The 14,128-nt window shown below is 68.8% G+C and carries 15 protein-coding genes; 8 read left to right on the forward strand and 7 right to left on the reverse strand.

Annotated features, from left to right (window positions below):
- Positions 1-80 precede the first annotated feature (80 nt).
- From C5B99_RS16135 to C5B99_RS16150, 4 genes are all read left to right on the forward strand, one after another.
- Positions 81-983, forward strand: a complete 903-nt coding sequence (locus C5B99_RS16135; RefSeq protein WP_104243925.1) for an ATP-binding cassette domain-containing protein — start codon at positions 81-83, stop codon at positions 981-983.
- A gap of 30 nt (positions 984-1,013) precedes the next feature.
- A complete protein-coding gene (locus C5B99_RS16140) occupies positions 1,014-1,835 on the forward strand; it encodes an ABC transporter permease (RefSeq protein WP_104243927.1) in 822 nt (273 codons plus the stop codon).
- Positions 1,836-1,896: 61 nt separating this feature from the next.
- A complete protein-coding gene (locus C5B99_RS16145; RefSeq protein WP_104243929.1) occupies positions 1,897-3,114 on the forward strand; it encodes a sensor histidine kinase in 1,218 nt (405 codons plus the stop codon).
- Positions 3,111-3,803 carry a response regulator transcription factor gene (locus C5B99_RS16150; protein WP_104243931.1) on the forward strand — a complete coding sequence of 231 codons (693 nt, stop codon included), beginning with the start codon at positions 3,111-3,113 and terminating at the stop codon, positions 3,801-3,803. Before C5B99_RS16145 ends, C5B99_RS16150 begins: the two co-directional genes overlap by 4 nt.
- Before the next feature lie 57 nt (positions 3,804-3,860).
- Here the strand turns inward: C5B99_RS16150 and C5B99_RS16155 are convergent, their stop codons facing one another.
- Positions 3,861-5,003 carry a hypothetical protein gene (locus C5B99_RS16155; protein WP_146082033.1) on the reverse strand — a complete coding sequence of 381 codons (1,143 nt, stop codon included), beginning with the start codon at positions 5,001-5,003 and terminating at the stop codon, positions 3,861-3,863.
- 326 nt (positions 5,004-5,329) lie between these two features.
- On the opposite strand from C5B99_RS16155, the gene C5B99_RS19400 reads away from it, so the two are divergent.
- Positions 5,330-5,479 (forward strand): hypothetical protein, encoded by a 150-nt coding sequence (locus tag C5B99_RS19400; RefSeq protein ID WP_181063007.1) that lies wholly within the window; start codon positions 5,330-5,332, stop codon positions 5,477-5,479.
- A gap of 246 nt (positions 5,480-5,725) precedes the next feature.
- Here C5B99_RS19400 and C5B99_RS16160 read toward each other — a convergent pair whose 3' ends face one another.
- The 4 genes from C5B99_RS16160 to C5B99_RS16175 all read right to left on the reverse strand — a co-directional run bounded on the left by C5B99_RS16160 (position 5,726) and on the right by C5B99_RS16175 (position 9,701).
- Positions 5,726-6,493 (reverse strand): ABC transporter ATP-binding protein, encoded by a 768-nt coding sequence (locus tag C5B99_RS16160; RefSeq protein ID WP_104243935.1) that lies wholly within the window; start codon positions 6,491-6,493, stop codon positions 5,726-5,728.
- Positions 6,490-7,497, reverse strand: coding sequence for a FecCD family ABC transporter permease (locus C5B99_RS16165; RefSeq protein WP_374953472.1), 1,008 nt, complete (start codon positions 7,495-7,497; stop codon positions 6,490-6,492). Before C5B99_RS16165 ends, C5B99_RS16160 begins: the two co-directional genes overlap by 4 nt.
- 74 nt (positions 7,498-7,571) lie before the next feature.
- A complete protein-coding gene (locus tag C5B99_RS16170) occupies positions 7,572-8,615 on the reverse strand; it encodes an ABC transporter substrate-binding protein (RefSeq protein WP_104243939.1) in 1,044 nt (347 codons plus the stop codon).
- Between the two features lie 174 nt (positions 8,616-8,789).
- Entirely contained in the window at positions 8,790-9,701 is a 912-nt protein-coding gene (locus C5B99_RS16175) for an SDR family NAD(P)-dependent oxidoreductase (protein WP_104243941.1), read from the reverse strand.
- A 153-nt stretch (positions 9,702-9,854) separates the two neighbouring features.
- Here C5B99_RS16175 and C5B99_RS16180 point away from each other — a divergent pair, with 153 nt between their 5' ends.
- Positions 9,855-10,286, forward strand: coding sequence for a MarR family winged helix-turn-helix transcriptional regulator (locus C5B99_RS16180; RefSeq protein WP_104243943.1), 432 nt, complete (start codon positions 9,855-9,857; stop codon positions 10,284-10,286).
- Between the two features lie 144 nt (positions 10,287-10,430).
- On the opposite strand, the gene C5B99_RS16185 is transcribed toward C5B99_RS16180, so the two are convergent.
- Positions 10,431-11,219, reverse strand: coding sequence for a hypothetical protein (locus C5B99_RS16185; protein WP_146081098.1), 789 nt, complete (start codon positions 11,217-11,219; stop codon positions 10,431-10,433).
- A gap of 193 nt (positions 11,220-11,412) precedes the next feature.
- On the opposite strand from C5B99_RS16185, the gene C5B99_RS16190 reads away from it, so the two are divergent.
- Both C5B99_RS16190 and C5B99_RS16195 read left to right on the forward strand, forming a co-directional pair.
- A complete protein-coding gene (locus tag C5B99_RS16190) occupies positions 11,413-12,060 on the forward strand; it encodes a GntR family transcriptional regulator (RefSeq protein WP_104243946.1) in 648 nt (215 codons plus the stop codon).
- A 43-nt stretch (positions 12,061-12,103) separates the two neighbouring features.
- Positions 12,104-13,126 carry a nitronate monooxygenase gene (locus C5B99_RS16195; protein ID WP_104243948.1) on the forward strand — a complete coding sequence of 341 codons (1,023 nt, stop codon included), beginning with the start codon at positions 12,104-12,106 and terminating at the stop codon, positions 13,124-13,126.
- A gap of 58 nt (positions 13,127-13,184) precedes the next feature.
- Here the strand turns inward: C5B99_RS16195 and C5B99_RS16200 are convergent, their stop codons facing one another.
- Complete coding sequence (locus C5B99_RS16200; RefSeq protein WP_104243950.1) at positions 13,185-14,084, reverse strand: alpha/beta fold hydrolase; 900 nt, start codon at positions 14,082-14,084, stop codon at positions 13,185-13,187.
- Positions 14,085-14,128 lie beyond the last annotated feature (44 nt).

Consider the following 14,128-nt stretch of genomic DNA (forward strand, 5'->3'; position numbering starts at 1 on the left):
CCTGGTTGGCATCCGCCACCACCCCCTCGTCCGTAGCGTCGTGAGCACGAGACAACCGCTATGACGAGGAGCGCGACGAGATGACGATCGAAGTTGAGGCCCTGACCAAGACCTACAAGGGAAAGCACGCAGTGCGGGACGTGAGCTTCACGGTCCAGCCGGGCAAGGTCACCGGGTTCCTTGGCCCGAATGGAGCAGGAAAGTCGACGACCATGCGCTCGATCGTCGGCCTCGACCACCCCACCGCCGGGCGTGCGCTCATCGACGGCACCGAGTACCGGGCGTTCGCGGCACCGCTGCGCGAGGTCGGGGCTCTGCTCGACGCGAAGGCGGCGCACAAGTCCCGCACGGCACTGAACTACCTGGCCTCGATCGCAGCGACGCACCGGATTCCGCGCTCGCGCGTCGACGAGGTCCTCGAGGCAACCGGCCTCAGCGCAGTCGCCCGGAAGAAGGTCGGCGGGTTCTCCCTCGGCATGGGTCAGCGTCTCGGCATCGCCGCGGCGCTGCTGGGCGACCCGGGCACGCTCATCCTCGACGAGCCGGTCAACGGCCTGGACCCCGAGGGCGTGACCTGGGTCCGCGAGCTCCTGGCGCGGCTGGCGGCCGAGGGGAGAACGGTGTTCCTCTCATCGCACCTGCTGAGCGAGCTGGCGCTCATCGCGGACCACGTCATCATCATCGGCCGCGGCGAGATCATCGCGGACTCACCGCTCAGCGCGCTCACCGAGCAGAACGGCCTCCGCGTCCGCGTGCGCACGCCGGATGCGCTCACGCTCACTCGCCGAATGACGAGCACGGGGGTGAGGATCGTCTCGAGCGAGCCCGAGCTGTTGGAGGTGGAAGGCCTCACCGCCGAGCAGATCGCCCGCGCCGCCCGCGAGACGGGGGTGCTCATCACCGAGCTGACGCCCCTGCGGCAAACCCTCGAAGAGGCCTACAACCACCTCACGCGCGACTCCGTCGAGTACGCCTCAGCCTGATCTCGCTTGCTTCACGAAAGGACCATCCTCATGGGCACCATCACAACCGCCACGCCTCCCCGCATCGTGCGCCAGTTCCCCGTGCGGAACGTCAGCCTGGGCGGCGCAGTCCGCTCCGAATGGATCAAGTTCTGTGGGCTGGCCTCGAACAACGTCCTCGCAGGGTTCACGTTCCTCCTCCTGGTCGCCAACGGCATCGCGATGCCATGGGCGTATGTCTTCCGCGACCGCGGTTCACCCCAGGCGAACTACGACGCGTACCCCGAGATGGTCGTCGACAAGACCGGCTACGTCGGCATCGTCCTCGCCGTGCTCGCGGTGCTGATGGTCACGAACGAGTATCGCTCCGGGCAGATCAGCACCACGCTGCTCTCGGTTCCGCGCCGGACGCCGGCACTGATCGCGAAGGCGGCGATCATCGCGAGCGTCGCCTTCGTCATCGGAGTCGTCAGCTCGGCGATCGGGTTCGCGGTCGCACCGCCTATCCTCGCCGGTGGTGGGTACAGCTACTTCCTCGAGACACCCGACCTGCTCCGGCTGGTCGTCGGCTCGGGCTTCTACCTCGCTGCCATCAGCGTCATCGGCATCGCGCTCGGCGCGATCATCCGCAACGTCATCGCCGCGGTACTGGCGACGATCGTCTTCCTCATCATCGTGCCCGTGATCCCGCAGATGTTCTCCGAGTACGGCACTGAGATCATGCGCTTCTTCCCGATCCAAGCCGGCTCGCTGCTCCTGGCGCCCGCCGGCACTGACCCGATGGGACCGTGGGGCGGTTCTGCCGTCCTGCTGCTCTGGGCGCTGGCGCTGTTCGTGAGCGCAGCGGTCGTGCTCAAGCGCCGCGACGCCTGAGCACGCTCATGAGCGGGCTGGCAGCGAGAATGGGAGCACAGCTCGGGATGGAGGTCGGGGTATGAGTGCTCGCTCATCACCGCCAGGGGTGGATGCCGCGGAGGTCGACCGCGTCCTCAGCACGCGGCTCCTGCTCTGGGTCGGCGCTCACCCCAGGACGGTCGACGCGGTCGTCGCCCTGCTGTGCCTGGGAGCCCAGATGCTCGTCCTCGTGCTCCCAGGTGCCCAGAATCCCTCCGCAGGCCTGCTCCTCGTGCCACTCTCCTGCGGCCTCCTCCTATGGCGGCGACGTTTTCCCCGCACCATCCTCGTGGCAGTCGCCTCGGTGAGCACGGCGGGCTTGCTCCTCCCCACCCCGGTCGCGCTCCTCGGACTGCCCGCCGCCGTCGCGCTGTACACCCTGGCCTCGTTGACTCCCATCACGACCGCACTCCTGGGGTACGCAGTCGCCGTGGGGTTGCCCGCGGCAGGCATGCTCCTCATGTTCCTGACGACGGGAGTCCCCCGTGCACCGTCGCTCCTCGACCCCCTGGCGCTGATCGCTCTCACTCTCGGTATCGCCGTCCGCAGCGCAGCGCGGCGCCGAGAGGCGCTCGCGGAGTTGGTGAACCAACGGCTCAGCACGGCTCGGGTCGTGGAGCGGCAGCGCATCTCGGCAGAGATGCACGACATCGTCGCTCACTCGCTCTCGACGATGATCGCTCTCGCCGACGGTGCATCGAAGGGCTGGGAAACGCACCCGGAGCGGTCGGCTCTCGCGCTCGGCAAGCTCGGCGACGTCGGGCGAAGCGCACTTGCCGACATGAACAGGGTCCTGCGCGTGCTTCGGGGGGAGGACGCGGTCTTGGACGAGAGTCTCCAACGCTCGGGCCACAACGTGCCGGAGTTGGAGGAGGTGGTCGAGATCTTTCGCGGCACCGGCGTGCCCGTCACACTCGCCCGCTCCGGCGAGACGATGCCCGACAGCCCCACACTGGCGACGACGGTGTACCGGATCGTCCAGGAGTCGCTCACCAACGTGCTGCGGTACGCGACAGGAGCCACACGAGTCGAGGTCAGCATCGACGTCGCAGGTGGCACGGTCACGGTGCAGGTCACCGACGACGGCTGCGCCGGACCGCACTCGGGCAGGGCCCGGAGCCAGGGGACCGGCCGTGGCCTGCTCGGCGTCGCTGAGCGTGCCGCGACGTACGGCGGGACGAGCGCAGCTGGCCCGCGCCCGGGCGGCGGCTGGATGACGCGAGCCACCCTGCAGATCGACGAGGCAACCAGAACATGACCGGCCCCAGTTCGCCGAAGATCAGGGCCCTACTGGTCGACGACCAGGAGCTCGTTCGGATGGGTACGGCTCTCACCCTCGACGCCGCCGACGATATTGAGGTCGTCGGCGAGGCAGACACGGGTGAGTCGGCGATCCGCCGCACGCGGGAACTGAAGCCCGACGTCGTGCTGATGGATGTGCGGATGCCCGGCATGGGGGGCATCGAGGCGACCAGGATCATCACGACCGTGCACCCCAGCACGAGGGTGCTCGTGCTCACCACATTCGACGTCGACGAGTATGCCTTCGGCGGCCTGGACGCGGGGGCGAGCGCCTTCCTCCTCAAGAGCACCCCGCCAGATCGGCTCCGTGAGGCGGTGAGGACCGTCCATTCGGGCGAGGCCGTGGTCGAGCCCAGAATCACGAGACAGCTGATCGATCACTACGCCTCCGGCGGTTCACCGCATGCGCGTTCTCGGAGTGCCGAGAACGTCGACCCGCTCAGCCAGCTCAGCCCGCGCGAGCGAGATGTGTTCGGGTGCATGGTCGCCGGGCTCTCCAACAGCGAGATCTGCAAGACGCTCCACCTCTCCCCCTCAACGGTGAAGACCCACGTGAACCGCATTTTCGCCAAGCTGCACCTGCGCGACAGGGTCCACGCGGTGATTCTCGGGCACGAGCTGCGAGGGCAGGGGCGGGCGCGGTAGCGATCGCCCATGCCGCCACCGGTCATGAAGTCGGGGCATGGGCCGAAGGCAGTCAGATCAAGCGCAGACTTCGTAGCGCAGTTCGATCCGGCCGCCGAGACGAGTGTTCTGCGTGGTGTTTCGTTCGTTGCCGCGGGTGATGCTGCTGGTTCCGGCTACGGGAGTCACGCCGCCGACTGACGCCGAGGACACGAAACTGCCGCCACCACCTCCACCCGATGCTCTTGCCGGGAGCCCGCTGTAGTTCGCCGTCTCGGGGTTCAGGTACTTCGCGCCGCGGACGCCGCCGCCACCGCCACCCGTGTACCCGCCGCCGCCGCCACCACCGGCAGCCCCTCCTGCAAGCACCGTTCCCGCGGGGTTCTGAGTAGCGAACTGGGCATAGGCGATGCTGCCGCCTGTACCGCCTGCGCCACCAGCCGCGCGCGTCTGGCCCGACGCACCCGAGCCGTTGAAGACCTCCGTGGAACCGGCGGTCGATGTGCCGGTACCGCCTCCTGTCCCGGCAGCGCTGGCGGATCCACCGGCACCTCCGATCGCGGTAACCGTTCGATTCGGGCCATTCCAGAGCACTGACGTGTTTGCCGCGGCGAACCCGCCGTCTCCACCGGAGGCCGGGACCGTCACCGTCGTTGGGAGGGTGCCGGGCCCGTTGATGCCGGTGCCCGCGCCGCCACCGCCACCGGCGACGACCAGCGGGGCGCCGCCGACCAGGATGGCAGAACCGCCGCCACCCGAGCCGCCCGCGAACTGGAACTGCCCGCCGGAAGGGCCGGATGCGCCGCCGTTGCCGAACCCCGTGCCCCCGACCGCGGGTGGGGCCTGGCCGGCAACGTACGTTCCACCAGCCCCAACGCGGAGGACGAGCGACTGACCAGGCACAACGGTCAACGTGCCCTCCGCTCGCTCACCGGCACCTCCGTAATTCGTAGCATTCTGTCCTCCGCCGGCGGCGCCGACGACGGTATAGGTGATCGAGGTGACGCCGGCGGGCACGACGAACGTCGTGTCCGTGAACGTGGCCCCGGCGGGACGGGCAGCGACAAGAGGCGTCGCGGCGACACAGCGGCTTGCAGCCCGTGCGGGGGTCGCGACAGCCAGGCTCAGAATGGGGACGGTCCAGGCAGCACCGGCCACCAGCGATCGGCGCGTCGTTCCGCCCTGACGCGTCTGTGCGTCTCTCTTGAGATTTTCTTGCATGAAATGGCACCTCTCGGGTGTCGTCTGAGGGGAGAAAGCTGCTCGAGAACGGGACAGCGATTCCTGTTCCGAGGAGGGGAATCTCGGATCACGTTAGGAGAGCCCCCAGCCCCCGCATAGCGCCCCGGTACTAGATGCGTCCCACAGACCGAAATCTGCGTAAATGCGTCAAAACCATCACTACAGTGCGCTCCTCTCGCGCAGCCCAGGGGCAGTTGGAGGAGACTGAGCCACATGTCGCTGGCCGAAGTCATGGCCGACCGCTACGTCCTGGCGTCGTACGACGCGACGTCGCCCACGAACGGCGACCGGATTACCGGTTACGTGTGCGATCACTCGTGCTCGTGCCGGTCGTCCTGCCCCTCGACGCCGCCGCCGGCGTGCTCTGGAGTCGGATGCGAGGCGCGGAGGCCATCGACCATGTCGTGGCGACAGCGCGCCAGCGCGCGGCGGACTCCCGCGCGGGTGGCGCGTGAAGTCAGCGCGGGGACGGCTGCAGCTCGCCTGCCAGGGGTCGCGGTGCGCGCCGAGACCTGGGTGCTTCGCGCAGTCGTGGGTTCCCGTCGCGCTCCGCGCCGCCGTGAGGTGGTGTGCGCAGATCTGCCCGCCGGTGACGTCCGCCGCGATGTGCGGCCCGCACACGCGGTCCAACGAGACCGGCGGTGCGACCTCGGGAGGTGCCAGGATCCGAGAGCACTGCGACTCGCGCGGAACGCTCCCGGTCAGCCCGGTCTCGTGAAGGTGACGACGGGGGTCTGCCGGCGGGCGTCGACGGAGACTTCGGCGGTCACGCCGTAGACGTCTTCGATGAGCTCAGGGGTGAGCACCTCGGTCGGCGTGCCTGCGGCGACCACGGCTCCATCCCGGAGCACGACCAGGACGTCGCAGTACATGGCCGCGAGGTTGAGGTCGTGGATGGCGATGATGGTCGTGACCGGCAGTGCGCGTATGAGCTCCAGCAGCTCCAGCTGGTGTCGGATGTCGAGGTGGTTGGTCGGCTCGTCGAGGAGCAGTTCGTGGGGCTCCTGGGCGAGGGCACGGGCGATCTGGGCGCGCTGGCGCTCGCCGCCCGAGAGGGTGTGCCAGAAGCGGTTGGCCTGCTCGAGCAGACCGACGTGGTCGAGGGCGCGGTCGACCGCGCGATCGTCGGCGGCGGTGTCTCCTCCGAGCCCTGAGCGGTGCGGGATCCGCCCGAGGCGCGCGATGTCGCGCACGGTGATGTCCACGTCGGTGTCCGCATGCTGGGTCACCGACGCGACGGACCGGGCGATGTGACGACGCCCGACGGTGCTGATGTCGACGCCGTCGAGGGTCACGAGGCCAGCGCTCGGTTTCACGAACCCGTGCAGCACTCGGAGCAACGACGATTTGCCGGACCCGTTCGGTCCGAGCAGTCCGACGGTCTGGCCCGGCTGGGGGTGCAGGCTGACGCCGTCCACGACGAGCGCTCCGCCTCGACTCCACGAGACGCCCTCCGCGTTGATCGTCACGTGCGCCTCCTCCTCCGGGCGAGGAGCGCGATGAAGACGGGCACCCCGACGAGGGCCGTGCCGACACCGACGGGGAGCGGGGTGGGCGAGAACGCGACTCGCGATCCGGCGTCGACCCAGACCATGAAGATCGCTCCGATGACTGCGGTCGCCGGGATGAGGCGTGAGTGTCGCGGGCCGACGAGCAGCCGGGCGGCGTGCGGCAGGACGAGGCCGACGAACCCGATGGCTCCCGCGACGCTGACCAGCGTGGCGGTGATGAGGGCGGTCGCGACGAGGAGGACGGCTCGAGTACGCGCGACATGGATACCGAGGGACGCCGCGACGTCTGCCCCGAACGCGAAGGCGTCGAGGGCGTGGGCGTACCTCGCGCAGAGCACGGTCCCGGCGCCCACGACGACGACGCAGAGCACGACGTCATCCCACCTCACCCCTTCCAGGGAGCCCAGCATCCAGAACATGACGCCCCTCGTCTCGTCGGAATCCGCGAAGGCGAAGATGATCAGCGACGTCAAGGCGGAGAACAGCTGCGTGCTCGCGACCCCCGCGAGGACAACTCGGTCGGTCCCGCCGCCGGAGAGCTGAGAGAGCAGGAGGACGAGCCCGAACGCGACGAGTGCGCCGATGAACGCGCCGCCGGAGAGCCCGATCGCGGCGCCACCGAGCCCGAGGACACCGATTGCGACGGCACCCGTCGATGCGCCGGATGAGATGCCGAGAATGAAGGGGTCGGCGAGCGGGTTGCGCAGGAGCGACTGCATGACCACGCCGCAGAGCCCGAGGCCGATTCCGCACGCGGCGGCCACGAAGGCGCGAGGAAGCCGCTCCTCCCAGACGATCGCGTCCTTCGACACCTTCACCGGGATGTCGGTCAGGCCGAGGTGGTTCGTGACGATGTCACGGACGTTGACGGGCAGGATATCCGCCGGTCCGAGCGTGATCGCAGTCCCGACCGAGACGACGAGCAGAAGCAGACCGGCGAGCACCAGGGCGCACGCGATCAGCACGCGTCGCGGCCGGGGCGCGCGCGAAGATTCGGTGCTCACGCGTTCGACGGAACGCTGGCCCGTGGCGGAGGTCAGAGTTCCTCCCCGTGCTCGTCCCACCACGCCTTGATCTTCTCGAGGCCATCCACGAAGCGTATGGAGGGGTTGAGCTCCGCCCCGTGCAAGTCGATGTAGCGCTTGTTCTGCACGGCATCCATCGTCTTGGTCAGCGGGTCGGATTCCAGGAACGCGACCTTCTCGTCCAGACGGTCGCCAGGGAATCGGTCTCGCTGCAGGTCGCCCAGGATGAGCACCTGCGGGTTTCGATCGACGATGTCCTCCCACGTCGTCGCGGGCCAGTCGTCGTCGAGGTCCGCGAAGACATTCGTGAGCCCCGTGGATGATCCGAGCATGGCGGCAGAACCCAGGCCACCCGCGACGTAGGGCGTCTTCGTGTCGGCGAACCAGTACGCAGCGCTCGCGCCGTCGAAGTCGACGCCCTCGGTCGCCGCTGCCGCGCGCGTCTGCAGATCGCTCACGAGCTCGGCCGCGCGATCTGCGACGTCGAAGACCTCACCGAGCTCCGTGATCTCCGCGTACAGCGCATCGACCTCGAGCGGTGTCGTCCGCGTCCCTCCGCCGTTGATGCTGGTCCCGTTGTCGCAGTCCGTCGGCGAGAGGTAGCTGTTGACGCCCGTCTCAGCGAATCGTTCGCGCGAGGTGACCCCGCCTTCAGCGAAGTGCCGGCCGAAGGAGGCGGTCACGAAGTCGGGGTCCGCGCCGAGAACAACCTCGTAGGTGGGGGCGTTGTCGGCCAACCTCGGGACGGCGGCGTTGGTGTCAGCCAGCGAGTCGAGGACCGGGTCGGTCCAGGATGCCGTGCCGACCATGCGGTCCTGGAGCCCGAGCGACAGGAGGATCTCCGTCGAGTTCTGGTCGAGCGAGACGACCCTCTCCGGGGCCGCGTCGATCGTCACCTGCGTTCCGCAGTTGTCGAGTGTCAGCGGGTACTGCGTCGCCCCGTCTCCCGCGCTCGCAGCCGAGTTGGATTCGACCGCCTCCGACGCTCCGCATCCGGAGAGCCCGAGGACGACTGCGGCGGTGAGAACGAGGCTGAAGGTGGCGCGCTGACGCACATGGGCTCCCTGGATCGAGTCGAGTCTGCCGACTGGCTCGCTAAGGATAGCCTTACCTGCGCGCTCGGGCGTGCGCCGGGCGTGCCGAGGAAGAGCGTGGAGGTCGAACAGAACGCGACGATGCGCTTGAGCCGCCCGGCGATCACTGACAGCAACAGGGAGCACGCGCGCTCATCACTCCGGAATGATCGGAGCTCCGAGACGCTCTTCGACCTGCTGCCAGACGCTTCGACCGAGTTCGGGGTTGAGGCTTGTCGGCACCGGGGTCGTGAGGATCGGCGCACCGGTGGCTCCCGTCCGGGGGCCGAAGTAGGCGCCGGCCGGAAGCAGAGGTGTCGTCATCGCGGCGATCGCCGGATGCGCAGCCGCATCCTTGCCCTGCACCACTCTCGAGAACACAGGAGCGACGGCTGTCGCGAGCGTGCGGACGAGCGCGGAGCGCTGCTGCAGTGGGGGCCGGTCCGGCGTCAACGCGTCGATCGCGGAACCGGGGTGAGTGACGACCGATCTCACGCGAGAACCACTCGCGAGAAGACGTCGGTCGAGCTCGAATCCGACGATCTCCGCGGCATGCTTCGACATCGCGTAAGCGGCGCGAGGGCGATACGCGGAGGGAGCGAGCCAGCCGTCCGCATCGAACGGAATCTTCTTCGTGAGGAAACTGCCCGTGCTTATGACCCGCGCCTCAGGCGCGTGCGTGAGCGCAGGAAAGCTCAATCTCAGGAACTCGAGGTGCGCGAGGACGTTGACTCCGACCGTGGACTCGACCCCGAACGGACCTTCGCTGTAGGTGGGGTGAGCGGCGATGACGCCGGCGTTCATCACGAGACCGTGGACCGGCGGACCGGCGCCGATGCGCGACCCGGCCGCGCGAACGGATTCGAGGTCCGCGAGGTCGAGTTCGAGGTGGCGGTGGCGGGCGGGTTCCGCAAGGAGTGCGATGGCGCTCTGCGCTTTCTCCGCGGAGCGGGCCGCCACGATGATCTGCGCACCGAGGCGAGCGAGCCCTTCCGCGACGAAGAAGCCGATGCCGCTGGTTGCGCCGGTGACGATGATCGACCGTCCATCGAGTCGTGGTGTGTCCATTGATCAGGCTTTCTGTTCAGGCACGGAGGCGCGCGGCTGTTGCGTTCGCGGGGAAGCCAGGCGGCAGCTGAACGTCGACCACCCACTTCCTTCAAGTTCTGAAGTGACTGTAGCAGAAGCTTCAAGTCTTGTAGCAAGTGCTAGGGTGAGCGCATGGGAGACGAACGCGCACAGAAGCTGTCGGAGGCCCTCTTCGCCGCGTACGACGTCGTCGCCCGCACGAACGATGCGCTCGAGCCGGCACTTGCAGAGTTCGGGCTCACCGCAGTCACCGCTCACCTGCTCTGGGTGATCGACCCCGACGGGCCAGCACCGTCGATGCGCACGGCCGCCGAACGGACGCACTGCACCCCGCAGAACGTGACCTTCATGTGCCACCAGCTCGAGGCCAAGGGGCTCGTCACGCGAAAGCCGTCCCCGACCGACCTCCGACAGCGCGTCATCGAGCTCACTCCCGAGGGCCGTGCAGCTCGCGACGCGATCGTCGAGCTCGCCTCGACCAGCTCACCGCTCGCCAACATCGGCGAGTCCGACCTCGCGCGAATCACCGAGCTCCTCGGAAGCGCACCGTCGCGCCTGGCCTGAATACCCTCGGGCACGCGGATCCCCCCTCCTACCGACTCCCGATGAGTCGAGCTGAACCCCGCCTGGCGTACCCACGGCACACGACTCAGCCCCCGACTTGGCAGTCAGGGGCTGAGTTCAGTGCGCGTGGAGTTGGGTGATCGACTACCCGTCGAGCTCCGCCACCGCGAGGCCGTAGGTGACGTTCGCGGCGTTGTTGACGCCCGCGTAGATGAAGCCGAACGGGTTCTCTCCGCCGGTGATGGCGTTGTACACGCCGTCTACGCTGAACGCGCCCGTGGTCGGGTTGATCGGCACGATCAGCCCGGCGTCGCGGCGCAGATCCACGCGCCCTTCGCTGACGTCGGAGAAGCTGAGGATGACCTCGGCCGGGAGCGCACCGCGATTGACGGTGACGACGCCGGTGAGCGTCGGGAAGATCGTGACCCCGTCGACCTCGCTGCCCCGGTACTGGTTGGGGGAGAAGTTGATGGTGCCGGTCGTCTCTCCGGGCGCGGTGCGCGGGGCGACGACGTCCACCGTCACCGAGACCGACGCGCCGTCAGTGATCGAGGCCGAGACGGTGCCCGTGAACTCCTGGCCCGAGCTCGCCCCCGCATAGAAGCCGCTCACGTTGACCGTGACTTCGAACTCGCCCGTCTCGGAATCGACGGCGGCGCTCGATGGGCCCGTGATCGGCGAAGAGTATGCGAGCTGCACGGTCTGCGGACGGGTCCCCGCCTCGGTCGTGGCCGCGAACCCGCGCAGCGAGACCGTGGATTCACCGTCGGAGACGACCGCCCCATCAGGACCCAGCGTGAGGGGTTCTGGAGCCGGCGCGGTCGAGGCGACCGCGAGGGGCGCGGCGAGCGCGGCACTGACGGTCGGCAACGCCCAGGCGGCAGTGGTGACGACGGCCCGACGACTCGGTCCTGGGGAGGGCTGGGAACTCATGAACATCCTTCGAATGGGGGAACCGCGGAAAGGTCGGCGACACACAAGGAGGCCCAACCGCTCTAAGCAGACTACCTGCGGGGCGTGAACGACCGCCGAAAACCGGTGACGGCTTGACCCGGGTGGCCGCCTCGGAGTATTGATCCCAGCTGAACTTCCCGTACAACTGGGATCCCAGTTGTACACTCGGCCCATGAGGACGCCACCGCCACCCACCGCGACCGAGGTGGCCTACCAGCAGATGCTCGCGTGGCTGCGCGACGGAACATTCGCGCAAGGCAGCATGCTGAGCGAGAACGACCTGTCGAAGCGCCTGGCGGTCAGCCGGACTCCGGTGCGCGGCGCCCTCCGTCGCCTGGAAGCAGATGGGCTGGTGACGATCTTCCCGCAGCGCGGGGCGCTGGTCCGCACCCTCACGGCCGAGGAAGCGCGAGCCGTCGCGGACGCGAGGCAGGTACTCGAGTCTGCCGCCCTGGACTCCCTGTCCGTCGAGGCACGGCAGCGGTTGTGCATCCGGCTCGAGAAGTCCATCCAGGATCAGCTGACCGAGCTCGAGCAGGGCAGCTACGAACGCGTCGTGCAGCTCACGATCGACTTCCACCGCATCTTCGTCGAAGCAGGAGGGAACCCGATCCTGTTGGAGTTCTACGACAAGCTCCGACAGCGTCAGGCGGCGATGACGCTCCGAACCTACGACGACGTCGCTGGCCGGTGGTCGGAGTTCATCGCGGAGCACCGACGCCTCGTCGAGCACGTGCGCACCGGGGATCGAGGCGCGTTCCTCGCCGAGCTCCGCGCGCACATCCATCACACGCACGGGTCCCTCATGGGGCCACTGTGACCCACATCACCGAACCAATGCACACCCGCGGAAAGGCAAGACCATGACGCTCCCCTCCCCACTGGACACACTCAAGTCCGTTGCCGTCGCACCCATGGCTGGCGGCCCGAGCAGCCCTGGTCTCGTCGTCGCCGCGGCCCGCGCAGGACACTTCGCGCAGCTCGCCGGCGGGTACAAGACGGCGGCGGCGCTGAACGCACAGATCGCCGAGGTGACCGAGGCCGGGGTGTCGGTGTTCGGCGTCAATCTCTTCGTCCCCAACCCCCACCCCATCGACGAGGCGGGATACTCCGCGTACTGGGAGAGCATCCGCGAGCACGCGTCGACGCACGACGATGCCGCGACCATGGCCGCCAGGCTGGAAGACGACGACGAATGGTCGGAGAAGCTGGATGCGGTCATCCTCAGCCGGACGCCGGTGGTGAGCTTCACGTTCGGGCTGCCCTCGGCGGGGACGTTTCGGAGGCTGCAGGCGGCAGGGATTCTCACGATACAGACGGTGACGTCCGTCGATGAGGCCCGACAGGCCGCGGCAGCCGGCGCCGACGCCCTCACCGTTCAGGGGCACGACGCCGGCGGACACAGCGGCGTGTGGAATCCGGACACCTTCCCCGAGAACATCGCGCTCGCGACGCTCATCGAGCGCGTCCGGACGGTCACGGACCTGCCCCTGATCGCGTCGGGCGGGATCACGCGTCGCGAGCAGGTGCTCGAGCTCCTCGGCGCAGGCGCTGACATGGTCGCGGTCGGCACCGCGGTGCTTCGGTCAGACGAGAGCGGAGCATCCGCCGTGCACAAGGCTGCGCTCGCAGATGAGCAGTACACCGAGACGGCCTTCACGCGGGCATTCACGGGCCGCCCCGCACGTGCGCTCGTCAACGCCTTCGTCGAGAGCCACGTGGATGCGCCAGTCGGGTACCCAGCACTGCATCACCTGACCCGCCCCATGCGGGCGAAAGCCACGGCTGCGGGCGACAGCACGCTCGTCAATCTCTGGGCAGGACAGGGCTGGCGAGAGGCAGAGGACGGCCCCGTCGTCGCGATCCTCGATGCTCTCGAACCGTGAGACCGCGCCGCTGATCCTGGCGGGCTCGGGGGCGTTGGCGACCGCGTCCCTTTGGCCCTCAGATCGATGAATCGTCTCCGGATGCACGCGAGTCGACCCCGCGATCGCTTGCGTGCAGCGCCAACTCGAGCACCTGCCGCGCCACCAGCTCAGGCTCGGACGCAGTGACCACGTGGCCCGACTGCTCCGCCCGCACGTGCACGGCCCCAGGATGCGCGGCGACCGTCTCGAGGTGCGCCGCGATCAGCGGGCCGCGCGTGCGGTCCCCCGGCGTCTCCTTCGTGCCCGAGATCACCCGCATGGGGAGGTCGCCAAGCCGCGGCGGACGCGACCGCAACCCGGCGAGCTCGCTCCGCACCATTCGCTGCTCTGCGGCGGCGGCCCGTGCCGCGGCCGGGTTCGTCGACGCATCCAGCGCCTGCGCCGCAGCGATCGGGTCCATCCCATCGATGAGGCTCCGCAGCTGCACACGCAGCAGGCCGAGTCGGGCGGCGGGCTCCAGCACCGCGGCCGAGAACGCGAACAGCAGCCGCGTCGAGGGCCGGAAATACAGGGCCGCGTGCTCGTCGCTCTGGTCGACCAGCACAACCCCATCCATCGGCGCACCCGCCGCCAGGCGACGTGCTGCCAAGCGCCGCACGATGGGCCCACCCCAACTGTGGCCGACGAGCACCAGCCGAGAGGGCTCCTGCGCGTTCACCACCGCGTCGAGGTCATCCGCGAGCCGCTCCAGCGTGCGCGGGGCGGGATCCGGTGCGCTCTCCCCATACCCGGCACGCTCATAGGCGACGACCCGCACGCGCTCCGCGAGCATCCGGTGCACAAGCCCCCAGTAGAGGCCGCTCGCACCGAGGCCCGCCTCGAGTACGACCACCGTGCCTGCATCGAGCGGCCCGCTCGCGAACGTGCGCAGGCGACGACCGTCGGGGGTGGTCACGAAGGCGGCGGAGTCGATCATCCCGGCATGCTCTCACGCCCCGACAATCACTCGCCAGGCGCCGG

This window comes from Pseudoclavibacter sp. Z016, assembly GCF_002931215.1.
In the GTDB taxonomy this organism is placed as follows: domain Bacteria; phylum Actinomycetota; class Actinomycetes; order Actinomycetales; family Microbacteriaceae; genus Pseudoclavibacter.

Bases quoted from the DNA above. Each gene is read 5' to 3' on its own strand.
- C5B99_RS16185 (WP_146081098.1), bottom strand. From the start codon at position 11,219: ATGAGTTCCCAGCCCTCCCCAGGACCGAGTCGTCGGGCCGTCGTCACC.
- C5B99_RS16200 (WP_104243950.1), bottom strand. From the start codon at position 14,084: ATGATCGACTCCGCCGCCTTCGTGACCACCCCCGACGGTCGTCGCCTG.
- C5B99_RS16195 (WP_104243948.1), top strand. From the start codon at position 12,104: ATGACGCTCCCCTCCCCACTGGACACACTCAAGTCCGTTGCCGTCGCA.
- C5B99_RS16155 (WP_146082033.1), bottom strand. From the start codon at position 5,003: ATGCAAGAAAATCTCAAGAGAGACGCACAGACGCGTCAGGGCGGAACG.
- C5B99_RS16135 (WP_104243925.1), top strand. From the start codon at position 81: ATGACGATCGAAGTTGAGGCCCTGACCAAGACCTACAAGGGAAAGCAC.
- C5B99_RS16145 (WP_104243929.1), top strand. From the start codon at position 1,897: ATGAGTGCTCGCTCATCACCGCCAGGGGTGGATGCCGCGGAGGTCGAC.
- C5B99_RS16180 (WP_104243943.1), top strand. From the start codon at position 9,855: ATGGGAGACGAACGCGCACAGAAGCTGTCGGAGGCCCTCTTCGCCGCG.
- C5B99_RS16175 (WP_104243941.1), bottom strand. From the start codon at position 9,701: ATGGACACACCACGACTCGATGGACGGTCGATCATCGTCACCGGCGCA.
- C5B99_RS16140 (WP_104243927.1), top strand. From the start codon at position 1,014: ATGGGCACCATCACAACCGCCACGCCTCCCCGCATCGTGCGCCAGTTC.
- C5B99_RS16190 (WP_104243946.1), top strand. From the start codon at position 11,413: ATGAGGACGCCACCGCCACCCACCGCGACCGAGGTGGCCTACCAGCAG.
- C5B99_RS16150 (WP_104243931.1), top strand. From the start codon at position 3,111: ATGACCGGCCCCAGTTCGCCGAAGATCAGGGCCCTACTGGTCGACGAC.